Consider the following 21,451-nt stretch of genomic DNA (forward strand, 5'->3'; position numbering starts at 1 on the left):
TTAGTTAATTAAATTATAAGGAATACCTGCTTTTTTTAAACTAAAAAACGTGCAATATGTATGGCTCCTAAACAATATTTAGCTGCTCTTAATATAGATTATTCTTGGGAGAATATATTAAAAAAATATCTACTTGCATACAACATAACAAAAGAAAAAGATATAAAAATGTTTTTAGCTCAAACGAGTCATGAAAGCTATAACTATAAAAGGCTTGAGGAGAGTTTCAAATATAAACCAGAAGTTTTAATAAAAGTTTTTACAAAATATTTTAAAACCCTTGAAGAGGCAAAAGATATTTTATCTAAAGGAGATGAGACTCTTGCAAATAGAGTATACGGTGGAAGGCTTGGGAATAATTTTGATGAGGGATACAAATACAGAGGAAGAGGAATAATACAGCTTACAGGAAAAAGCAATTATATACATTATGGGAATCTTCTTAATATTGATTTGGTTAATAATCCTGATTGGCTTTTAGAGAGAAATGTTGCTGTTAATGTTGCTTGCTGTTACTGGGTAAATAGAGGGCTTTTGGGTATTGATGATATAAGAAAGGTAACTAAAAAAATTAATGGCGGTTACAATGGTTTGGAAGATAGGATTAAAAGATACAGAAAAATAGAAAATTTATAAAAAGGCTTTTTATGAATAATAATTTGGATAAAAAAATATTTAATTATAATAAAAACTATAATAAAAAAAATAATTTTGAAAATAGATTAACTCAAATAGAAACAATAGTAGGTATAAATAATAACGGCACTCCAAATGGAAATGGGCTTATTAATATGCTTGAATGTTTTAATAGAGATATGAATGAAAATAAAGAAAACTTAAAAGACATACATAAGGATATTAATAATATAAAGTTTAAATTAGGGGAATTAGAATACATATTAAAAGGGCACCAAAATACAAGACGTTTTATAGAAGAAGAAATATCTTCAACTAAAACAGACATTAAAGAAATAAAATCTGCATTACAAGACAGCATTACAACAAAAAGTATAGTAAAAATAAAAAATATAATAATAGGTCTTGGTGCTGTAATAGTTGCACTTAGTACAATTATAGGAAGCATAGTATTTTTTGCAAATAAGTTAGGGTGATAGTAATGAACAGTAAAAATTTTAATAAAAAAGTAGATGAAATATTTTCTTCAAAAGGCATAGGAAAGAAATTAAGTCTCATTACAAAATTTATTACTTTTATAATCGGCATAATAATATTTATGCTAGGATGTTCTTCTGTGATGTATGGTGTAGATTTGAGTTTGATAATAAGGAATATTAAAGGTGATAACAGTAATAAAGATTCTAACAAATAAAAATACTTATATAATTTTGTTTGTACTAATTGTTTGCTCTTATATTTTATTTTTAAATTTAAGTTTGCAAAGTAAAAATAAAAAGATAAATAACTTAAAAATAGAAATAGAGTCTCTTAATAACAGCAATTCTTTTTTATATAAAGATTTAATATTTAAAGAAAAGCAAATTGATGTAATAAAAAGTTTTTCAAACAGTACAATGCTTATTAATAAAATGACTAATGAGGTTTTAGATAATGAAACTAAATATATTGTTGATACAATTAAGAAAGATTTTTATAGTTCTTTTAATTAGTTTATTGATTAATTTATTTTTTTTATCTTGCAGCAGTGTGAGTAATAATGTTTGTGATTTAACGCCTCCTCCATCAATATATATTATAAAAGATGTTAAAACAAAAAAGGATTTATTAAAAAGCTATAAAGATGCCACTATAAAAATTTCCCATTGGCAAAACTGGTACAATATACAAGTGGGAAGCAATTATTTTTATTATAGCAATTCAAACTAATTGGGCGGCAGATGAAGATTAAATTTAAAAATAAGATTTGGGTGGGTAGTAAAAATATCAGTATAAAATTAAAAATAAAAATATTATAGAAATTACAGATAGCATAAAAAGTATATAGGGTGGGCAAGTGTAATTAAATTTTAAAACTTTATTTACATACCCCGCCCTTTATTTTTTATAGCATATTTTGAAATTTTAGTTTAAATTATTTTTATTGTTTTTTTAGAAATGTTAACTCCCGCCCAAGCTTTTATTTGTTTTGCATACACTTTCCGCACGGTTAGAAATATTTTATTTATAATAAAAATTATAATTTTCGTTTTATCAATATTTTTTATTTTGTTTAGCGTGCGGTGAATATTTACTTATAATCACTTATATTTTTTATATATATTATAAAGTATTAAAAAACGGAGAATAAAAAAATGCTTGAGAATAATGAAACTCAAAACAATCAAACCGTAATAGAGAAAATAATAGAGAGCTATGATACAAAATTAAAAGATAAAACTTTAGAGATAGAAAAACTAAATGAAGAGCTAAATAAAATATCTACAAATAATTATTATAATGGAGTTCCAGATTTGCACTCTAATAGAGGGGATTTTGGTGATGATTTTTCTTTTCCAAGCAAATGGGCTTTAACTTGTAAAAGAATGGAGAACTCTATTTATTTAGAGCCCATACTTCAATTTTATAGGGGTATTTTTAATTCTTTTCATTATGAATTAGAAAAGACAGATGAATATTTTGATAGTGCAAAGGTAAGAAATGCTTATAATTTTATAGACAAACAATTTAAAAGAGCTGGAGGGCTTAAGAGTTTAATAGTTAATGCTGCTTATAATTCTTTGGTTTATGGTTTTTGTTTTTTTACTCCGAAATTAGAAGTTTTGTCTGCAAAAAATTATGGATTTAAGGGCAAGCTTGATGGTTTAAGAGGTTTTAAGTTTTATGATGTTTCTTCTATAAATAGCTTTAATTTTTCAAAAGAAGATATTGATGAGATTGAATCTATTAGCGTAATAAATAAAAATAATTCTACCGTTACAAATATAAATTTTGATTTGGCAATAGCAGGTTATTCTACTTATGGAGATATTACAGGCGATGTAATAGGAAAGCCTTTTTTGTATAGTGCTTATTCGCTTTGGCAGGTGTTGGAATCTATGGACAATAGTTTTAATAGAAACTTAAAAAATATAGGTGAGCATAGTTTTAATTTTGTGTCAAATTGCGAGCTTAATGATAGTAAGAGAAAAGAGGTTGAGAGGGAGATAAGAAATTTTGTCAATAATGGTGGCGGAATATTTATTTCAAAATATGGAAAGATAGAGAAGATTGAGAGTATAGATGCTAATGAATGGTATAGCTTTAGAGATAGCATGCTTTCTACACTTTTTAAAAACAAGGGAGTAGACATTAAAGCATTAGGTTTGAATAAAGGAGCAACGAAAAATTTAGCAGACCTTACTCAAGCAAATGCATTACTTATGGCAAGCGATATTGTGGAAGGCATTATTAATAATATAAATGATAGCTTTATGAAGAGATATTTTGATTTGAATTTTAAGAGTTTAAGGCTATTAGGAGAATGCGATTATTTTAGGATTAGGCATTCAATAGATAAAGATTGATAATTCATAAATCTTTGTATTTTCATAAACATTATTAAAGAGATTAGTTTTTTTGCTTAATCTCTTTTTTATTTTCTTTATTAAAAAATTGAATCAAAATTATAAAAATTATAAGAACTATAACAATTATCAAAACTACAAAATTATAAAACTATAAAAAAGGAGAATTCCATATGCAAGAAAACAAAGTAAAAAAATATAAAATTCTTGGAGATAGTTTTAAACAATATATTGCTGTCTCCAAAAACACTTTCTCAGAAACTAAAACCAATAAGATTACTGAGAAGAATATAGAGGAGATTATATCTTCATTTGAAAAGAAGAATGTTGAAGTGTTTGTTTATATGGGTCATAAAGAGGAGGAAGAGAGAACTGCTATTGGTAAGGTATTGAAGTTAGAAAAAGATAATGAAGCTGTTGGAATATATGCCACTATAGAATGGTTTGATGAAACTATCACTGAGAAAAAATCATTTTATCCTTCTATAGAGATGGTTGGAAAAAAAGTTAAAGAAGATGATGAGTTTATTTATTGGGAGAATTGTGAGATTAAGGCTATTGCTGCTGTTGAATATCCTGCAAGTAAGAGTGTTGATTTATTATGTGCGAGCGGGGTTATTGAAGTTAATGAAGAGTATATAAATAATATAAAAAACATTTTAAATAAGCTTAATGATGAGGCAACAAGAGAAAAAGCAAAAGAAGAGTTTTTGAATATATTTAGAAATGATGAAGTATTTCAAAACATGATAATAGATTTACTTTTAGAGAAGTTTAAGATTGCTGAAAAGAGTTTCTCAAAATCAAATTTATCTGCTATCACTTATGGAGATTGGTGTAATGAATATGCAGAAAGTCAGAATGCAGTAAGATGCTCTTCAAAGTCTGAGAGTGATACTTATGTGAAGGCTAAAAAACTTTTCAAGGCTGGTTTAAGCAAAGAAGAAATAATGTCTATAGTAAGAGATGATTTAGTACCTATAGGAGTAGGAGGTTATGAGAGAGTTAGTTTATCAGCTATGGGTAAAAACAAGTATGAAGAGATTTCAAGGATGTTTAAATAATTAAATAGATTTTTCTCAAAACTAGTTGACAGAATTATTTGCATAATTTTAGCAATAAAATTGTAGTCTTTTTGGTTCTTTGGGTCACCAAAAGAACTGGGGTCTGGGGCAAAGCCCCAGTTATAAATAGAAAATACCAGAATAAAAAATAGTGTAAATATTTATTAATTTGATTTTGAAATAAGTCTAATAATTACTAAAAAAATAAATAATATTAGGAGTTGCTATGATAATAAAATCTGGCATAGGTAATGATGAAGATAAATTACCAAAGAGAGGATTCCCTGTATCCATTAAAAATAAAGATGGAAGAGGAGTTTATGCCTTGTATGAAGAAGGCTTTACCTTTGTTGGGGTTGCCTTAGAAGATGCATATAATTATGTGGATTTCGGACTTAAGTCTAATTGCATATCTGTGTGTTACACTGGGAATGTTAATTGCGTTGCGGCAGAGAGTTTAGTTGCAGGTGATATAGTTGTGCCTTCTGTTGATGGATTTAAAAAGTCATTAGACGGCAATGGGGTTGGCGTAGTTATTCGCGGAGGCAATGCCAATTCTCATATAGAAATACTTTTAAAAACTATTTAATAATTTATTATAAGGAGTAATAATGAGCGTACCAAATTTTCAAAGTATACAAAATAAACTTTTTCCTATAATCAATCAAGAGCTTCCAAAATATATGGGGCAAACAAACTTTGTAAGTAAATATATACCAGAGATTTTTGTAGGAGTTTCTCAGGGTGCTATAGGAGGAGATTTAGACAACACTGCTTTTAATCTAAAGAACATGTACGGCGGAACTTCTTTGGGCGGGCTTAATATATTTAATGATTATCCAAGACATGAATCAAGAGTTTTTAAGATGGAGCCTGAAGAATATTATATCGGCATAGACATAAACAGAATAGAAGAGATTAATGAACTTTATTCTAAAGATGAGAAAAAAGCAGGAGAAGAGATATTAAATTATATAGCACAAAAGTTAGTATCTAGGCTTGGGCTTTTGAGAGAGAGAAATTTAGCAGCAAAAGTAACAGATGCTTCTTTGTATGGAAGTTCTAATACAGTAGATTTAAGTGCTAAGGCCATAAGCTCTTGGACAGAAACTGATATTGATAATTTCTTTAGTTCTTTTATAGATTTGGCAAAATATTTAAATTATGCTGTAGGCGGCAATTTGTTTAATGACCAGATGGAAGTGCAAAACAATGGGCAGAAACTTTATATAGTGATACCTATAGATGTTTATGTGAAGCTTCAGGGATTATTTAGATTATTTTCTAATTACGTATCTATGATAGGTAATTCTAATGACGGCAAATATAAAGCATTTAAGCCAGATATATTTAATGCTGTAACAAGCGGTATAACAGTTGTAGGTACTGCTTTTAGAGTTGCTGATGACCATGAAGTTGAACAGAAGTATCAATTAGAAAACCTTACAGATATATGGACAGGCTCTTCTATTTATATGTTTACCACTTCATCTAATATTTTGGATATGGCTTCTATAAAAGAGGTTGTATATTTAAATCATGATATAAGAGAAGTTGATATATTGGGCAACAATTTATGGAGAAGCAGAACAAAAAGATGCACAGTAGCTTCTAACCCTTATGGCTTCTGTAAGATAGATTTGAAATTAGCAGATGCTTAATTTAATGATGTTTTAAAAGTTCTTTATTAAATATTTATTTTTATTCAAGAGAGGAAAATTATTTTTCTTCTCTTGTTTTTTTATATATATGTTTTTTGGGAGAGATAATGAATAATAAAAAGTCTTTACTTCATTTTGTAGATGCTAGTATAGTTCATAAAGATATTAAGGCTAATGATTATGTTGTTTCTAAGGTGGGATATTTTTTTAGAGATGTTCATGAGAGAAGGTGCAAGGTTTTAATAGAAAGTGATTTAAATATTTCTCTTACAGATTCTTTTGTAATAATAAGCAAAGAAGAGGCAGAGGAGCTTGTACGTGAGAAGATGAAGCCTAATGATGTGATAAATTATTTGAAAGAGGAAAATAGAAGTTTAAAAGAAAAGATAAAGTCGCTTGAAGCTTAGTATATATTGAAAAGATTGTGTTTTGTTAATTTTTATATTTTATAAAAGTGTTATCAACTTTTTCCCGCCGCAAAAAGTTTTCGCCCTTCGGGCACGCTTTGCGAAAGTGCAAATATTTTAGTTCTATATTTAGGAATATGTATTAAATAATATCTTTATTTTAGCTAAAAATGCAGTCTTTTTGCTTCTTTGGGTCACCAAAAGAAGTGGGGGTGCCACCCTACGGGTACGCTTTGCAGGGGGGCTAGTCCCCGCGAACAATTAAAGTAAAAAATAATTTTTGATAAAATGTAAAATTTTCAGTATATAAAATAGTAACAAAAGGAAAAATATAAATGTATATATATGAACCAGATTTAAATTATTTTAAAAGCATATTTACAATGTTTGACTATGATAATATGGATTTAGATTTTATTGAAAGCCAATTAAAAAACTATACTCTACAATTTAGAAAGACAATTCTTAATATGAACTATACAGAACCTACTGAAGAAAATAAGCTTCCATATATAGCTATAAAAAATTATGTATGCTATGAAGTGGCAAGGCTTCTCACTGTTAATTTTGTATCAAACAGTGATTTAATAAACTTTATAAGAAATGAAAGTTTGAGGCTAAAAGAACTTGCTATAAAAGATTTGTCAGCATTTATTTCTGGCGATTTATCTTATGAGAGTGTGAGGCTTGATGGGGACATAAAAAAGCCTTAATTATTTTTTTATTTTTAAAAATTTTTAAATAGGGTTTTATATATATGATACATTTCAAAAATAGCATTTTATATGTTTTAGATAATTTTATGAACTTTATGGCAGATGATTATATAAATTTTGCTGGAAATAAAGTTAAAGGTGATGGGGAGCTTAATAAACTTTTAGATGACAAATTAAAAATTGACTGTTTTAGTTTGGGCAATATTAAGTCTATGAGCAAATCTTTTTTATGGGCTACTATATCTGAAGGTGAGAGCAAAGGTGGAAGTTCATATATAGGAGATAGTGCAGGTTTTACTGATGATATATGTTTAAAGGCAGAAGTTTATAAAGAGCTTAAGGCTGGAGAATCTTTTTTAGCATACACAATGATACCTATTGCTTTGAATCAGGCTTCACGTTATTGGGTATCAAAATTAAATGATGAAGGCGAGAGAATTGCATTATCTCCTATTATTAAATGGGATTCTCCTACTTTTGATGTGGAAAATAGTAAAAGACAGTTTAATGATTTCTCATCTATTAGGGGAGTAAGTTTTTCTCTTTATATAAATTTTAAAATAATGACTGGGAGTTATGAAGATGAAGTTTTTCATAAATATTGAAAGAGTTAATCAAAAGGTAAAAGATTATTTAAGTTTAAGGGGCAATGTTTATAAAGTAAAGGTTGTTTCTACTCCTTCAAATGCTGTTATAAGGATAGATGGAGAAGATAAATATTTTGATGCATATAAAACAGGTGACACTATCCAATATGAGGTGAGTTTAGAAGGCTATAACACCAAGCAAGGCACTATAACAGTTGAGGACAGAGATATATTAGAAACTTTTGTGCTTGAGGCAACTGCATAAAAAAAATTTTAACTAAAATTATAAAAGGTTCATTATATGAGTATATTTGATATAAAAGGAAATTTAATGAAAGATGAAGAGGGGTTAAATATTATAAACGGCTCTTCATATAAAGTGAGAATTGCTAAGACAAGTAATAGAGATGAGAGAGTAGATTTTACAAGCGATGATGTTAAAGGAAAATATTTAATTTATCCTTCTTCTGTTGGACTTACCCCTGCTACAGAGAGCTTAACAAAAGATTATATAGGCTCTCCTTCATCAGAATCATATTTAGGAGCTACAACTTATGCGGGAGATATTTCTTTTGGGGCTTTTGTAAACTCTAATGCTTATTATATGAGTTTGATATGGGCTAATGTGGATACAAAAGAAAGTACAGGAAACATTATTTGCATTAATTGTTTTAGTGATTTTTCTGTTAAGATTCATAAAAATGAAAATACTATCACTATGCTTGAGATTATTAGAGAAGATGAAAATGGTTTTTATAGTGATTTTATTGATATATATGATTCTATGACTCAGCAGGAATTAATTGATGCTATAAACAAGATAAAAAATATAAAGGCATTTTTAATTACAGGTGATAAAAATGACAAAATAGATTTTAGTAATTTTTTAAAAGAGTTTGAAGAAAATAATTATTTAATTAGCTTTAAGAGAGTTGGATTTATAGAGAGCGGAGTATTTAGCGAAGAGGCAAAAAAACTATATCCAAGATTTGTAAATATAATTTCGCCAAGATTTGGAGAGACTCAGTATTATAACTTAGCATTATCTGACTCATCAAAAAATATTGAAGGCATTCAGTATATAGGCTGTGAAAGCAAATCAATGAGTTTTAATTTTGCTAATAAAGCATTAACACAAATAACTTCTTCATTATGGGCATCAGGTGAACACACTTTAGATAAAGACAGTATTCTAAAAGAAGAGAGAGCAGAAGAGAGAGATGTTGTAATGGCTCAAACTTCAAAATATCCAACAAAACTTTTTATTAACGGCACAGAGGCTACTTCTGTTTCTGATATTGCTATTGCTTTTGAATGTACTAAAGAAGAGAAATTTAATGTATCAGCAAAGAGATATAATTTCCCAAACAACAAATTTACTTTAACTTTTTCTGGCAATGCAGTTTTTAATACTCAGTCAAAAGAGCTTTTTTATAATCGTATTTTAAATGGTGATAGGCAGTCATTTGTAATATACAGCAAAACAAAATTTAGAGGCAAAGATTATCCATTTATATTTGTGAGTGCAGATGTTTCTGGAATTCCTTCCTTTCCTACTATTGAGTCTAAAGATATTTCTGTTTCATTAAACAATTTTAAAGCTTCAGAAGATTCTATTGAAATGAAAAATAACTATTTAATAGCATTCACAGATAGAGTTGAATTATTTTAATATATATTTTATTTTTAAATATATTAAATAATTTTTTATAATTATAATAAATATCTAATAAATAAAATTGTTATAATATTAATTTGTTATTAGGTTTTAATTATATTTTTTATAATAAAATAATTTAAATATCTATTATTTTTATATTTTAATATAAAAACATATTTATATATTATTGACTAAAAAAAAGTTTTGTTTATACTTACTATCAATTAATAATAAATTAGTTGATAATAAGTAAGAAGGTAATAAATAGAATGCTAGGCAAATTGAAACAGAGTATTAATTATAATGATATGCAAGAAATGAATCGCTATCTTATTATTAAACTATTGATGCAATTAGGAATATGTTCTAGGGTAGAATTATCAAAGTTATCTGGTTTAAAACAAGCTACAATAACTAATATTATTAATGATTTTATAAAGATAGGTTTAGTTTCTGAAATAGGTCCAAAAAATGGAATCAAGGGCAGAAGGTCTATAGCTATAAGTCTTAATAGTGATAATTATAAATTTATAGGTGTGCGACTTACCAGAAGATATATTACAGTTGGGTTATTTGATATAGCAGGCAAAAGCTATCTTGTTAGAGAATACAAATTTAATGTTAATGATGGTGTGAATAATACACTTAAAATAATTGAAACATCTGTTCATGGTATACTTAATGAATATTCTAATGATAATATAATTGCTATAGGAATCTCTCTTCCAGGTCCTTTTATTAGAACTACAGGAATAATTACAGTAAATGAATTTCCAGGTTGGGAGCAAGTTTTAGTAGAGGATTATTTTAATAATATATTTCATATACCAGTGTTTTTAGAGCATGATGCTAAGGCTGGTGTTATGGCTTGTTGGTATATGAATAAATATAATAATGTAAATAAAACTTTAGCTTATGTTATAGCAGGTCATGGAATAGGTGTTGGTGTTATAGTAGATGGTAAATTATTAAGAGGCTCTACAGGAACATTTGGAGAAATAGGTCATACTAGCATAGATTTTAATGGACCATTATGTGCATGTGGAAGCAGGGGTTGTCTTGAAAATTATTGTTCTACGATAGCACTTTCTAGAAGAATAAAAAATGCTTTAGAGCTTGGTGCTAAATCTAGTTTGAGTATTGATTTTACTTTTTCTGATATTGTAGAAGCATATAAAAATAAAGATGATTTAACAGTAAAAGAAGTAAATAAAAATATAGAATATTTCAGTGTTGGTATAGTTAATTTAGTTAATATGGTAAACCCTGATGTAATAATCATAGGTGATGAAATGGTTAATTTTGGAGATGATTTTCTTAATGTATTAAAATCTAATGTTAGTAAAAGGATCATACCTGATTTATATAAGAAATTGGATATAAGACTAGGAAATTTTGCTGAAGATGAAGTTTTGATAGGTGCTAGTATTGTAGCTGTCGAATCTATTTTAAAAACAGGTAATTTAATCAAAAAATAATTATATTTATTATTATTTAATAATAATTCTATGTAAAAATCAATATATAGTTCATTAACTTTTATTTTATATAAAAAATTGACAAGTAACTTTTTTTGAATATACTATTTATTATATTGATTAATTTAATTAAGTTAATTAATTAATATAATAAATAAATAGGTGTTTTATATGGAATATAAAGAACTAGTAAAAAAAGTAATTCAAGAAAATAGCACAGTATTGAATCTTGTAAAAAAGGAAGAAATAGAAGTTTTATTATCAGAAATAGAAAAAGCTAAAACTATTCAATTATATGCTATGGGTCGTATGCAACTTTCTGTTAGAGCTTTTGCTATGAGATTAAAACATATGGGATTTGATACTTATGTAGTTTATGATACTACTACACCTGCTATAGGTAAAGGCGATTTACTTCTTGATATATGTGCCGTAACAAATGTAGAATTAAATGTTATAAAATGTGCCAAAGAAGCTGGTGCTAGAATAGGGGTTTTGACAGCCCATCCAGAAAATGAGCATGGTAAATTAGCAGATTTTTCAGTTTTTGTTCCTGGACAAATTTTTGGTGGAGAAAAGGAAGTAAAATCTATACAGCCAATGGCATCTTTACTTGAACAATCCATGTTTTTATTTGTTGATATAATTGTTATGATGCTAATAGAAAGAAATAATATAGATATAAGCAAAATGCATAAAAGGCATACAAATCTTGAAGGTATACCAACTGCTTTTGCTTAATTAATTATATTAAAAAAAGGAGGAATTTCTTATGAGAGATGGACAAATTTGTCAAATAGCACAGGTTGTATCAGATATTAAAAAAGCTATGGATCATTTATATAATGATTTTGGTATTGGTCCTTGGGATGTATATGAGTATGGTCCTCATAATATACAAGATTCTATGTATAGAGGCAAACCAAATACTCAGAGATATGCCTTAGCAGTTACATGGTCTGAAGGTATTCAATATGAATTGATGCAGCCTTTAGATGGATATAGTATATATAATGAATTTTTAGAAAAGCATGGAGAAGGTTTGCAGCATATAAAACTTTATTATAAAGATTGTGCTAAAGCAATTAAGGAATATAAAGAAAAAGGATATGAGGTAATTCAGAGTGGAAGGATAGGTGAAGATGAGTTTTATTATTTAGAATCTACAGATAATGTTGGAATTACATTAGAAATAGGAAATGCAGGAAGTATTCCACCACCTTTGTATAAATATCCGTCATAAATTTAGATAAAAAATAAATAAAAAATAAATTTAGGAGAATAAAAATGAAAAAATTTATATTTACTTTTATTGTTTTATTATTTATAGTTTCATGTGGTAATAATAATGAAACAGCAACTACAAATGATTCTACTGCAAATACTTCTACACCTGCAGATGGAAAATATACCATGGTAACTGTTCCTAAATTGCGTTCAGCATGGTTTGAAGATTATGAGAATGGTGCTATAAAAGCTGCTAAAGATTTTGGTATAGAAACATATATGCAAGCACCTTCATCAGCAGATGAGGCACAACAGGTTAGAATAATAGAAGATGCAGTTAATCAGGGTGTTAGTGCTATTCTAGTTGTTCCAAATAATTCTGCTTCTTGCGTACCTGCTTTCAAAAGAGCACAAGAAAAAAATATACTTGTTTTAACTCATGAATCTCCAGATCAAGAAGGTGCTGATTATGATGTAGAGATGATAGATAATGTTAAATTTGGTGAAAGATTTATTGATGAATTAGTTGCAGTTGTTGGAGATAGTGGCGAATATGCAATTTATGTTGGTTCTTTAACTGTTCCTGCACATAACATATGGGCAGATGCAGCTATCGCTTATGCTAAAGCAAAATACCCTAATTTAAAAATGGTTGGAGATAAATTCCCTGTTTCTGAAGATAGAAATGCAGCAAGACAAAAAACTTTAGAACTTTTAACTGTATATCCTAATTTAAAAGGAATATTAGCATTTGGAAGTCAAGGTGCTCCTGGTGCAGGACAAGCATTAAGAGAAAAATCAATGCAAGGTAAAATCACAATTTTAGGAACAACAACTCCTAAAGAAATAGCTCCATTTTTGAAAGATAAATCAGTAACTTCTTCTATTATGTGGAGTCCAGGAGAAGCTTCTTATGCTATGGTTTATTTAGCAAAAATGATATTAGACGGTAAAAGAGATGAAATAAAACAAGGTCTTGAAATACCTAATTTAGGTGTACCTACTATTAATGGAAAAAATGTATTGTTCAATAGACCATTAGTAATTACAGCTGAAAATGCAGATAATTATAATTTCTAATAGTTTATATTGTTAAATTATTCTTTAGGCAGGCATAGTATATAATGGAAGATTTTATAAAAATTCAACATATATCTAAAAGCTTTAATGCTCTTAAAGCATTAGATGATGTTTCATTTGAGTTAAAGAAAGGAGAAGCACTTGCTTTATGTGGAGCTAATGGAAGTGGAAAATCTACATTAATAAAAATATTAGCGGGTGTTTTAGAGGCAGATAGCGGTACTATAGAAATAAATGGTAAAAAAATGGTTTCTTATGGTCCTCTTTCTGGAATTAAACATGGTATTAGTGTTATATATCAGGATATATCATTATTTCCTACTTTAACAGTTTTGGAAAATATATGTCTGCCAAGAATGATAGGAGACGGAGCTAAATTTTCGTTTCTAAAAAATAAAATTAACGCTGCTAAATCTATATTAGAAGACTTAGAAGTTAATATAGATGTTAATGCTATAGTTGAGGAGCTTCCTTTAGCTTCTCAACAACTTATAGCTATAGCACGTGCTCTTAATAATAATTCTAAATTAATTATTTTAGATGAGCCTACAACAGCTCTTACAAGAGTGGAAGTAAATCAATTATTTAAAATAGTAAATAAATTAAAGCAAAATGGAATATCCGTTATTTTTATAAGCCATAAACTTGATGAGGTATTTGAGCTTTGTGATAGAGTAATATGCTTAAGAGATGGTAAATTGGTAGCATCTGCTTTAATGTCAGATATTTCTGTAGAAGAAATAGAAAGATTTATGGTTGGTCAATCAACTATATATACAGGGGTTAATGATTTAGATAAAGATGCTCCTATTATATTAGAAGTTGATTCTTTATGTAAAAAAAATAATTATAAGGATATAAGTTTCAATTTAAGAAAAGGTGAAATATTAGGAATAATAGGACTATTAGGTTCTGGAAGAACTGAGTTGGCATTATCATTATTTGGTGTATCTAAAGCTGATAGTGGTAAGATTTATGTAGATGGAAAAGAATGTAAAATTAATAATATACAAGATGCTGTTAGGGCAAAAATAGCTTATGTTCCAGAAGATAGACTTACAGAAGGTTTAATAATGAATTATCCAATAAAGGATAATATGGTTATAGTAAATCTAGAAAAAGTAAAAAATAAGTTTGGTTTTTTAGAGAATTCGTTTATTAATAAAATAACAAATTTTTGGATTAAAGAATTATCCATTAAAACAGAATCTGGAGATAATAAAGTTTCAGAACTTTCAGGAGGAAACCAGCAGAAAATAGTTATAGGTAAATGGCTTGATGAAAATCCTAAAATATTAATTTTAGATGGTCCTACTGTAGGTATAGATATAGGAGCTAAAGCGGGTATTTTTGAAACTATTAAATTATTCTCTAAAAATAATGGAATGGGTGTTATTTTAATTTCTGATGAAATAAAAGAAATAGTTTCATATAGTAATCGCATAATTATAATGCGTAATGGAAGAATATATAAAATATTCGATAGAGGAAGTGTAAATGAAAGTGATATACAAGCTATGTTAGATGAACAAAAACGTAGTATGTGATTAATAAATAAAAGGGTGTTGTTTCATGTATAGTATTTTAAATTTTATGAAAAAAAGAGAAGTTGTTCTTGCTATAATTATTTTTGTACTTGTAATAGTAATATCTTCTTTAACTCCTAATTTTTTAAATTATGAAAATATATCTAATATATTAAAATCATATACAGTTTTAGGAATTTTTGCTTTAGGAACATTACTTGTAATAATCAGTGGTGGGGTTGATGTATCTTTTACAGCTATTGCTCAAGTTGTACAATATGTTGTTGTGTATGTATTATTGAATTATATTTCAGGTAATATATACATAGCTTTTTTATTAGCAATAGTTTTCGGAGTGATATTAGGTTTATTCAATGGATTTTTAATTTATCATTATAAAATGCCTGCTATAATTATAACTATAGCTACACAAAATTTATTTTACGGAATATTGTATGTAGTTACAAAGGGTAAATTATTATACGAAGTTCCTCCATATTTCTGGACATTTGCAGATGCAAAACTATTTACAATAACAAATGAAATAGGAATAAATGTAGGAATTAGTTTAGTTACTGTATTATGGTTTATTATGGCTTTGGCTTTATTTTTTATATTAAAATACACTATTTTAGGACGAAGTGTATATTTAATAGGATGTAATAGTGTGGCAGCAAAAAGAATTGGGGTAAGTATATTAAAAACTACATTATTTGTTTATGGTTTATCAGCAGCTATAGCAGCAATAGGTTCTATAGTACATGTTTCCATAGTTCAAACTGTAATACCTAATTCTATAGTTGGTACAGAAATGCAAGTTATTGCGGCAGTAGTTTTAGGTGGTGCTTCAATTACTGGAGGAAAGGGTTCTGTTATGGGTACTATGTTAGGTGTCCTTCTTTTTGCTATATTAAGTAATAGCCTTACTCTTTTACAAATATCATCATATTGGTATAATGTATTTATAGGGGCAATAATAGTTATTAGTATACTTGTTAATGCTTTACAAGAAATAAAAGCTAGAAATTCTATAGTTCGTGTAAATGTTGAAAATTAATATCGGGGGAAATAATGGCTGACTTTGATAAAATATCTTCTTTCATAAAAAGAATGAGAAAGGGAGAACAGTTTTCTCTTGTTATAACACTCATATTAGTATATATATTAATGGTAATAGCTAATGGTAATAAATTCTTATCTTTTAATAATATGTATGCTATGGCATATCAGCTTCCTATTATAGGATTTCTTGCTATAGGAATGATGATATCTGAACTTTCTGGTGGTATTAATTTATCTATTATTGCAAATATGAATTTGAATGGTGTTATAATATATTTAGTATTAAATGCACTTACTAATGGAAATATGCAAGAATCTAATATATTTTTCATTTTTATAGCAATAATATGTGGATTTATCACAAGTATAATTATTGGTATTGTTAATGGTTTTCTTATAACACAATTTAATATACCTGCTATTTTAGTTACTTTAGGAACTATGACATTATTACAAGGTGTTAATTTGGTACTTACGAAAGGATATACTATATCTGGATTTCCAAATGAACTTGTATTTATAGGTAATGGAAAAATATTTAATATTCCTGTGGCTATTATACTGTTTATTATTGTAATTATTATAACACACTTTATATTGAATCGTTCTTCTTATGGTAAACAATTATATTTAACTGGTGCTAATACTAAGGCAAGTAAGTTTTCTAATGTTAATATATCTAAAGTTATCATTATAGAATATATATTATCAGCTTGTTTTGCTTCATTTGCTTCTTTGGTTTTAATAGGTCAAATGAATTCTGTAAAAGCAAACTATGCTGAGTCATATCTTTTAGTAGCTGTATTAGCAAGTTTTCTTGGAGGAGTTGATCCTAATGGAGGATTTGGTAAATTATCAGGTATGGTATTAGCTTCTATAATATTACAATTTATATCTACAGGATTAAATTTAATGCGTTTAGATCCGTTTATGATAACAGCTATGTGGGGAGCAATTATAATAATAATCTTAATAGTAAAAGAAGTTTCTAGTTTTATCATAGTTAAAATAAAATCTAGTTTCAGTAATAAAACTATATAAACATTTTATTCTTAAATTAATTATTTATTTTTAAGCCTTATATTAATTTATAAGGCTTTTTTATTTTTTTATAAAATTAATTTATGATGTGATGTATAAAAAATATAATAAAAATTTGTATAGCATAAATTTTTTAATGATAATTAATTTTTAGTTTTAAAAAATGAGTTATATTTGTCTTTTTCTTTCATTATCATATTTGATAAAAATGTGCTATTTGAATATTCGTAATATTGCTTATTGGGTTTGTACTCAAAGTCAAAATAATTTTTTGATATTAAAGAAGAGTTATAATAAATACTTGATGTAATATTATTTTGATAAAGAAATAAATCGTTATATATGTTTTTAAAATAGCTTTGAAAATAGTTATTAAAATATAAATTATTATTAAAATTATTTGTATAATAGTTATTTAAAGGAAAAAAGAAATTATTATATGAATATAATGTAATACTATAAAATATAAGTATTAATAAAAATTTCTTCATACTTACTTATAATGATATCATAAATTTACAGTTTGTCAAAATTTAATTTTTTCATTATTTGTGGGGACTAGCCCCCTGCGAAGCGTGCCAGTATGGTACACACCCCACTTCTTTTGCGACCGCAGGAAGTGCCTTCGGTATTGCCACAAAGAAGCAAAAGGCTATTTTTTAATTTAAATATATAGTTTATTTTATATTCAAATATATTTTATTATTTATAAAAGGAGTATATTAAATGCAAAAAAATATTTTTAAATGCAAAGAGTTTTTTAATAGATACATTGTAGAGGAAACGGTTTATAAAGAGGCTGATAATGATGAGTTTATGCCAGTTAAAATATATAGCCGTTCTACTTTGGGAAGTAAGTTTAATGATGAAGACATTATAAGCATTAACAGACCAACTTTTAGAGAGAATCTTGATTATGTAAAGGCTAAAGAAAACAATAACACAGAAGATGATATATTTGTTTGGCTTGATGTGAGGATTAATGATGAGTTAGCTACAAGCTTACTTGATAAATGGAGCACAAAAGATATTAATGAGTTTGCACAGGTGATAAAAAGTTTTTTGTTAGAGAGGCGAGCTTTATAAAGATAACTTCTATAGAGCAAGCCGAAATTAATAATTTGGTTACTTATGCTTTTAATAATAGAGATATAAAGAATAATGATTTTTGTTATTTGGAAGACGGAATTTTGAGTTTATATACTGCTTTTAATTTTTGGGGAAAGATAATAGCTGAGGCTTGGTATCAGATAATAAGCGGCAGGTATGTTTTAACTAAGTATGATGAAGATGATTATTTGAGGCTTGGGCTTAATTATGCTATTTATAAGTTTAGAAGTTTAATAAAATAGTAAAAAAATAGTATTGACATTAACAAAATATTATGTAAACTTTAATACTATATATAAAAAATTATGCAGGAATTAAAGTTATGATAAATGTTAGTTTTAAAGATTTAAAAGAAGCTGTAATAAAAAAATTAAGATTAGCAGATGTTAATGAGGGTGATGCGGAAATTGTTGCTGATGTTTTATGTTATGCGGATGTGAGGGGTATTCACTCCCATGGAGTTATAAGGCTTGAGCATTATATAAACAGAATAAAATCTGGAGGAATAAATTTAAAATCAAATTTTAATATAGAAGCAAAAAAGCCTTCATTTGCATTAATGGATGCAGATGGAGGTTTTGGACATATTGCTATGAAAAGAGCTACAGAGTGGGCAATAGAAACGTCAGACAAACAAGGTATTGCTGTAATAGGTATAAAGAATAACAGTCATTGCGGTTCTTTAGGTTATTATAATAAAATGGCTATAGATAGCAAGAAAGTATCTTTAATAATGGTTAATACAGACCCTTGCGTAATACCTTATGGAGGAAAGAGTTGTTTTTTTGGAACTAACCCTATAAGTTATGGTTTTCCTGCTACGAAAGATTTTTTACTTGGGGATATGGCCACTAGTGAAGTTTCGCTTGGCAGAATATTTACAGCACGTGATAACAATGAAACTATACCAAATAATTGGGGAGTTGATGAGAATGGCAATCCTACAGATGACCCTAAAAAAATAAAATATGTTGTACCTTTTGGCGGAGCTAAGGGGTATGTTATTATGACTATGATAGAGGCTTTTACTGGTCTTTTGATTGGAAATGTTTATTGTAATAACTTAGTTAAGATGTATGGAGATATGGATAAAAAAAGAGATTTGTCAACATTTATGCTTGTAGTTGATCCTTTTGTGTATAATGAAGATTATTTGGATACTGTTCAATCATTTATAGATGATATAAGAAAAGAGCCTCCATTAGATAAGAATAAGCCTATAACAATACCGGGCGAGAGAAAAGAAGCTTGTTATAGAGATTACTTAAAAAACGGCATACCATTATCTGAGAAAGTTTATAAATATGTTTTTGGAGATTGACTCTAGAAATTTAATTGTATATTAAAAGACATTCCCCCGCACGTCTAAGAAGTTATAATTAAAGCATAGCATTATCGTGCGGCAAGGTGGTACAGCTCGTACGCGGGAAAAAGAACAATAAAAAAATTGATAAAATTAATGTATTCTAAATATTTTTTAAGTTCATAATTTTTTTTAAAATTCTATTATATTCGGGGGCTAGCCCCCGTACCCCCACTTCTTTTGGTGGCCCAAAGAAGCAAAAAGACTGCATTTTTTAGCTCAGATTTAGGTATTACTTTTATTTATTTAATATATACCAAAAATTTTTAATTCTTTTATTTATTTGTTATAATTTAATTGTATAAAAGTATTCCCCCGCACGTGTAAGAAGTTATAATTAAAGCATAGCATTACCGTGCGGCAAGGTGGTACAGCTCGTACGCGGGAAAAAGTTGAACAAAAAAACAATTATTTCTCAGAAGCTAATTTTATAACGGTTGCTGGGAGTATTTTATGTTCTTCTACCAATACTCTTTTTTGAAGTATCTCAGGAGTATCATCTTCTAATACATTCACTTTATTTTGCATTATGATGTCGCCTCCGTCTACCATGTCTGTTACATAATGCACTGTGCATCCGGATTCTTTCTCTTTGTTTTTTATAACTGCTTCATGAACTTTTATTCCATACATTCCCTTGCCGCCATATTTTGGCAAAAGTGATGGGTGAATATTTATTATCTTATTTTCCCATTTAGATATAAAATTACTGTCTACTATAGATAAATAACCAGCAAGAACTATCAAATCAATATCATATTTTTTAAGTTCTTCATCTATTTTTTGTGATAACTTTTCTTTATATTCTTTTCTGTCTATTAAAACGGCATCTATATTTGCATTTTTAGCAATATTTAGCCCTCCGCAATCTCTATCAGCAATTACTACATTTATTTTATAATACTCTTTTTGATTATCTATTAATGACTTTAAATTGCTTCCGCCTCCAGAAATCAATACTGCTATATTAAACATATTCCGTTACCGTCTCCATTATTTTTTTCTATGTGTCCAATTTCATAAACAGTTTCTTTCATTTCTTTTAATTCATTTATAATACTGTCTTTTTCATTCTTATCAACAATAATTACAAAACCAATACCCATATTAAAAGTATTATACATCTCTTCTTCTTTTATGTTTCCAAGATACTGAATATACTTAAATATTTCAGCTGTATTAAAACTATTTTTATTTATTACAGCCTTATAATCTTTTTTGAAAGCTCTTGGAACATTTTCTATTAATCCTCCCCCTGTAATATGAGCCATACCTTTAATATTATATTTTTCTAATAATTTTAGTATAGATTTAACATATATTCTTGTGGGAGTAAGAAGCACTTCTCCAATTTTTTTGTCTTCAAATGTAGCATTATAATCTCTTACCAATTTTCTTATAAGAGAAAAACCATTACTGTGAAAACCAGAAGAAGCTATACCTAATATAACATCATCTTCTTTAACTTTACTTCCGTCTATAATATTGTCTTTTTCAACAACCCCCACACAAAAACCAGCAATATCATAGTCTCCTTCTTTGTAAAAACCTGGCATCTCAGCAGTTTCTCCTCCAATCAAAGCAGCACCAGCCTCATAACATCCATCTGCTATTCCTTTTACTATTAGAGCAGCAGTTTCACTGTTAAGTTTTCCGCATGCAAGATAATCTAAAAAGAAAATAGGTTTAGCCCCATGACAAAGCACATCATTAACACACATAGCCACAGCATCAATTCCAACAGTATCATATTTTTTTATAGTTAAAGCAATTTCTAATTTAGTGCCAACGCCATCTGTTCCAGATACCAAAACAGGGTTATTGTATTTACCAAGTTCATACATAGCTCCAAAACTTCCAATATTGTTTAATACATTATTATTCATAGTTTTAGCAACTACTTCTTTCATAAGAGATACAGCTTTGTAGCCTTCTTCTCTGCTTACACCGCTTTCTTCATAAGAAACAGACATAAAATTATTCCTTT

Annotated in this window: 25 protein-coding genes; 23 read left to right on the forward strand and 2 right to left on the reverse strand. The window is 27.7% G+C overall.

Annotation, left to right across the window (positions count from 1 at the left end):
- Positions 1 to 60: 60 nt before the first annotated feature.
- The 23 genes from Q0H31_RS01620 (at position 61) to Q0H31_RS01730 (ending at position 19,422) form a co-directional block, all read left to right on the forward strand.
- Entirely contained in the window at positions 61 to 636 is a 576-nt protein-coding gene (locus Q0H31_RS01620) for a glycoside hydrolase family 19 protein (RefSeq protein WP_295295339.1), read from the forward strand.
- Between the two features lie 11 nt (positions 637 to 647).
- Positions 648 to 1,112 (forward strand): hypothetical protein, encoded by a 465-nt coding sequence (locus Q0H31_RS01625; RefSeq protein WP_295295340.1) that lies wholly within the window; start codon positions 648 to 650, stop codon positions 1,110 to 1,112.
- Positions 1,113 to 1,117: 5 nt separating this feature from the next.
- Entirely contained in the window at positions 1,118 to 1,330 is a 213-nt protein-coding gene (locus Q0H31_RS01630) for a hypothetical protein (RefSeq protein ID WP_295295341.1), read from the forward strand.
- A complete protein-coding gene (locus Q0H31_RS01635; protein ID WP_288550303.1) occupies positions 1,299 to 1,628 on the forward strand; it encodes a hypothetical protein in 330 nt (109 codons plus the stop codon). Before Q0H31_RS01630 ends, Q0H31_RS01635 begins: the two co-directional genes overlap by 32 nt.
- A 642-nt stretch (positions 1,629 to 2,270) precedes the next feature.
- Entirely contained in the window at positions 2,271 to 3,482 is a 1,212-nt protein-coding gene (locus Q0H31_RS01640) for a phage capsid protein (RefSeq protein WP_295295344.1), read from the forward strand.
- A gap of 173 nt (positions 3,483 to 3,655) precedes the next feature.
- Positions 3,656 to 4,546 (forward strand): phage capsid protein, encoded by an 891-nt coding sequence (locus Q0H31_RS01645; RefSeq protein ID WP_295295346.1) that lies wholly within the window; start codon positions 3,656 to 3,658, stop codon positions 4,544 to 4,546.
- A 226-nt stretch (positions 4,547 to 4,772) separates the two neighbouring features.
- The gene (locus Q0H31_RS01650) at positions 4,773 to 5,135 is read left to right on the forward strand and encodes a phage capsid protein (protein WP_295295348.1); all 363 of its coding nucleotides are present in this window, start codon (positions 4,773 to 4,775) and stop codon (positions 5,133 to 5,135) included.
- Between the two features lie 22 nt (positions 5,136 to 5,157).
- The gene (locus Q0H31_RS01655) at positions 5,158 to 6,207 is read left to right on the forward strand and encodes a phage capsid protein (protein ID WP_295295350.1); all 1,050 of its coding nucleotides are present in this window, start codon (positions 5,158 to 5,160) and stop codon (positions 6,205 to 6,207) included.
- A 107-nt stretch (positions 6,208 to 6,314) separates the two neighbouring features.
- Positions 6,315 to 6,614, forward strand: a complete 300-nt coding sequence (locus tag Q0H31_RS01660) for a hypothetical protein (RefSeq protein ID WP_295295351.1) — start codon at positions 6,315 to 6,317, stop codon at positions 6,612 to 6,614.
- Between the two features lie 335 nt (positions 6,615 to 6,949).
- On the forward strand, positions 6,950 to 7,327 hold the full coding sequence (locus Q0H31_RS01665; RefSeq protein WP_295295353.1) for a hypothetical protein: 378 nt from the start codon (positions 6,950 to 6,952) through the stop codon (positions 7,325 to 7,327).
- A 44-nt stretch (positions 7,328 to 7,371) separates the two neighbouring features.
- Complete coding sequence (locus Q0H31_RS01670; protein ID WP_295295354.1) at positions 7,372 to 7,935, forward strand: phage capsid protein; 564 nt, start codon at positions 7,372 to 7,374, stop codon at positions 7,933 to 7,935.
- Positions 7,913 to 8,182, forward strand: coding sequence for a hypothetical protein (locus Q0H31_RS01675; RefSeq protein ID WP_295295356.1), 270 nt, complete (start codon positions 7,913 to 7,915; stop codon positions 8,180 to 8,182). The genes Q0H31_RS01670 and Q0H31_RS01675 overlap by 23 nt, the downstream gene beginning before the upstream one ends.
- Before the next feature lie 36 nt (positions 8,183 to 8,218).
- Entirely contained in the window at positions 8,219 to 9,589 is a 1,371-nt protein-coding gene (locus tag Q0H31_RS01680) for a phage tail protein (protein WP_295295358.1), read from the forward strand.
- 257 nt (positions 9,590 to 9,846) lie between these two features.
- Positions 9,847 to 11,055: an ROK family transcriptional regulator gene (locus Q0H31_RS01685; protein ID WP_295295359.1), complete on the forward strand. Its 1,209-nt coding sequence runs from the start codon at positions 9,847 to 9,849 to the stop codon at positions 11,053 to 11,055.
- Between the two features lie 171 nt (positions 11,056 to 11,226).
- Complete coding sequence (locus tag Q0H31_RS01690; RefSeq protein WP_295295360.1) at positions 11,227 to 11,796, forward strand: hypothetical protein; 570 nt, start codon at positions 11,227 to 11,229, stop codon at positions 11,794 to 11,796.
- A 31-nt stretch (positions 11,797 to 11,827) separates the two neighbouring features.
- The gene (locus tag Q0H31_RS01695; RefSeq protein WP_101504153.1) at positions 11,828 to 12,298 is read left to right on the forward strand and encodes a VOC family protein; all 471 of its coding nucleotides are present in this window, start codon (positions 11,828 to 11,830) and stop codon (positions 12,296 to 12,298) included.
- 44 nt (positions 12,299 to 12,342) lie between these two features.
- Positions 12,343 to 13,362: an autoinducer 2 ABC transporter substrate-binding protein gene (locus tag Q0H31_RS01700; RefSeq protein WP_295295362.1), complete on the forward strand. Its 1,020-nt coding sequence runs from the start codon at positions 12,343 to 12,345 to the stop codon at positions 13,360 to 13,362.
- Positions 13,363 to 13,406: 44 nt separating this feature from the next.
- On the forward strand, positions 13,407 to 14,909 hold the full coding sequence (locus Q0H31_RS01705) for a sugar ABC transporter ATP-binding protein (protein WP_101504151.1): 1,503 nt from the start codon (positions 13,407 to 13,409) through the stop codon (positions 14,907 to 14,909).
- Between the two features lie 46 nt (positions 14,910 to 14,955).
- Positions 14,956 to 15,945: an ABC transporter permease gene (locus tag Q0H31_RS01710; RefSeq protein WP_219620202.1), complete on the forward strand. Its 990-nt coding sequence runs from the start codon at positions 14,956 to 14,958 to the stop codon at positions 15,943 to 15,945.
- 14 nt (positions 15,946 to 15,959) lie between these two features.
- Complete coding sequence (locus Q0H31_RS01715) at positions 15,960 to 16,991, forward strand: ABC transporter permease (RefSeq protein WP_101504149.1); 1,032 nt, start codon at positions 15,960 to 15,962, stop codon at positions 16,989 to 16,991.
- Positions 16,992 to 17,717: 726 nt separating this feature from the next.
- The gene (locus Q0H31_RS01720; RefSeq protein WP_295295365.1) at positions 17,718 to 18,077 is read left to right on the forward strand and encodes a hypothetical protein; all 360 of its coding nucleotides are present in this window, start codon (positions 17,718 to 17,720) and stop codon (positions 18,075 to 18,077) included.
- 35 nt (positions 18,078 to 18,112) lie between these two features.
- Positions 18,113 to 18,343, forward strand: a complete 231-nt coding sequence (locus Q0H31_RS01725; protein WP_295295366.1) for a hypothetical protein — start codon at positions 18,113 to 18,115, stop codon at positions 18,341 to 18,343.
- Between the two features lie 80 nt (positions 18,344 to 18,423).
- Positions 18,424 to 19,422 carry an Ldh family oxidoreductase gene (locus Q0H31_RS01730; RefSeq protein ID WP_295295367.1) on the forward strand — a complete coding sequence of 333 codons (999 nt, stop codon included), beginning with the start codon at positions 18,424 to 18,426 and terminating at the stop codon, positions 19,420 to 19,422.
- 450 nt (positions 19,423 to 19,872) lie between these two features.
- On the opposite strand, the gene purN is transcribed toward Q0H31_RS01730, so the two are convergent.
- The gene (gene purN / locus Q0H31_RS01735; RefSeq protein WP_295295369.1) at positions 19,873 to 20,439 is read right to left on the reverse strand and encodes a phosphoribosylglycinamide formyltransferase; all 567 of its coding nucleotides are present in this window, start codon (positions 20,437 to 20,439) and stop codon (positions 19,873 to 19,875) included.
- On the reverse strand, positions 20,427 to 21,437 hold the full coding sequence (purM, locus tag Q0H31_RS01740; protein WP_295295371.1) for a phosphoribosylformylglycinamidine cyclo-ligase: 1,011 nt from the start codon (positions 21,435 to 21,437) through the stop codon (positions 20,427 to 20,429). Before purM ends, purN begins: the two co-directional genes overlap by 13 nt.
- Positions 21,438 to 21,451: the final 14 nt, after the last annotated feature.

The sequence above is a fragment of the uncultured Brachyspira sp. genome, assembly GCF_934747485.1.
In the GTDB taxonomy this organism is placed as follows: domain Bacteria; phylum Spirochaetota; class Brachyspiria; order Brachyspirales; family Brachyspiraceae; genus Brachyspira.

Excerpts from the sequence above, each read along its gene's own strand:
- Q0H31_RS01620 (WP_295295339.1), top strand. The coding sequence starts at position 61 with ATGGCTCCTAAACAATATTTAGCTGCTCTTAATATAGATTATTCTTGG.
- Q0H31_RS01625 (WP_295295340.1), top strand. The coding sequence starts at position 648 with ATGAATAATAATTTGGATAAAAAAATATTTAATTATAATAAAAACTAT.
- Q0H31_RS01630 (WP_295295341.1), top strand. The coding sequence starts at position 1,118 with ATGAACAGTAAAAATTTTAATAAAAAAGTAGATGAAATATTTTCTTCA.
- Q0H31_RS01640 (WP_295295344.1), top strand. The coding sequence starts at position 2,271 with ATGCTTGAGAATAATGAAACTCAAAACAATCAAACCGTAATAGAGAAA.
- Q0H31_RS01645 (WP_295295346.1), top strand. The coding sequence starts at position 3,656 with ATGCAAGAAAACAAAGTAAAAAAATATAAAATTCTTGGAGATAGTTTT.
- Q0H31_RS01650 (WP_295295348.1), top strand. The coding sequence starts at position 4,773 with ATGATAATAAAATCTGGCATAGGTAATGATGAAGATAAATTACCAAAG.
- Q0H31_RS01655 (WP_295295350.1), top strand. The coding sequence starts at position 5,158 with ATGAGCGTACCAAATTTTCAAAGTATACAAAATAAACTTTTTCCTATA.
- Q0H31_RS01660 (WP_295295351.1), top strand. The coding sequence starts at position 6,315 with ATGAATAATAAAAAGTCTTTACTTCATTTTGTAGATGCTAGTATAGTT.
- Q0H31_RS01665 (WP_295295353.1), top strand. The coding sequence starts at position 6,950 with ATGTATATATATGAACCAGATTTAAATTATTTTAAAAGCATATTTACA.
- Q0H31_RS01670 (WP_295295354.1), top strand. The coding sequence starts at position 7,372 with ATGATACATTTCAAAAATAGCATTTTATATGTTTTAGATAATTTTATG.
- Q0H31_RS01675 (WP_295295356.1), top strand. The coding sequence starts at position 7,913 with ATGAAGTTTTTCATAAATATTGAAAGAGTTAATCAAAAGGTAAAAGAT.
- Q0H31_RS01680 (WP_295295358.1), top strand. The coding sequence starts at position 8,219 with ATGAGTATATTTGATATAAAAGGAAATTTAATGAAAGATGAAGAGGGG.
- Q0H31_RS01685 (WP_295295359.1), top strand. The coding sequence starts at position 9,847 with ATGCTAGGCAAATTGAAACAGAGTATTAATTATAATGATATGCAAGAA.
- Q0H31_RS01690 (WP_295295360.1), top strand. The coding sequence starts at position 11,227 with ATGGAATATAAAGAACTAGTAAAAAAAGTAATTCAAGAAAATAGCACA.
- Q0H31_RS01695 (WP_101504153.1), top strand. The coding sequence starts at position 11,828 with ATGAGAGATGGACAAATTTGTCAAATAGCACAGGTTGTATCAGATATT.
- Q0H31_RS01700 (WP_295295362.1), top strand. The coding sequence starts at position 12,343 with ATGAAAAAATTTATATTTACTTTTATTGTTTTATTATTTATAGTTTCA.
- Q0H31_RS01705 (WP_101504151.1), top strand. The coding sequence starts at position 13,407 with ATGGAAGATTTTATAAAAATTCAACATATATCTAAAAGCTTTAATGCT.
- Q0H31_RS01710 (WP_219620202.1), top strand. The coding sequence starts at position 14,956 with ATGAAAAAAAGAGAAGTTGTTCTTGCTATAATTATTTTTGTACTTGTA.
- Q0H31_RS01715 (WP_101504149.1), top strand. The coding sequence starts at position 15,960 with ATGGCTGACTTTGATAAAATATCTTCTTTCATAAAAAGAATGAGAAAG.
- Q0H31_RS01720 (WP_295295365.1), top strand. The coding sequence starts at position 17,718 with ATGCAAAAAAATATTTTTAAATGCAAAGAGTTTTTTAATAGATACATT.
- Q0H31_RS01730 (WP_295295367.1), top strand. The coding sequence starts at position 18,424 with ATGATAAATGTTAGTTTTAAAGATTTAAAAGAAGCTGTAATAAAAAAA.
- purN (WP_295295369.1), bottom strand. The coding sequence starts at position 20,439 with ATGTTTAATATAGCAGTATTGATTTCTGGAGGCGGAAGCAATTTAAAG.
- purM (WP_295295371.1), bottom strand. The coding sequence starts at position 21,437 with ATGTCTGTTTCTTATGAAGAAAGCGGTGTAAGCAGAGAAGAAGGCTAC.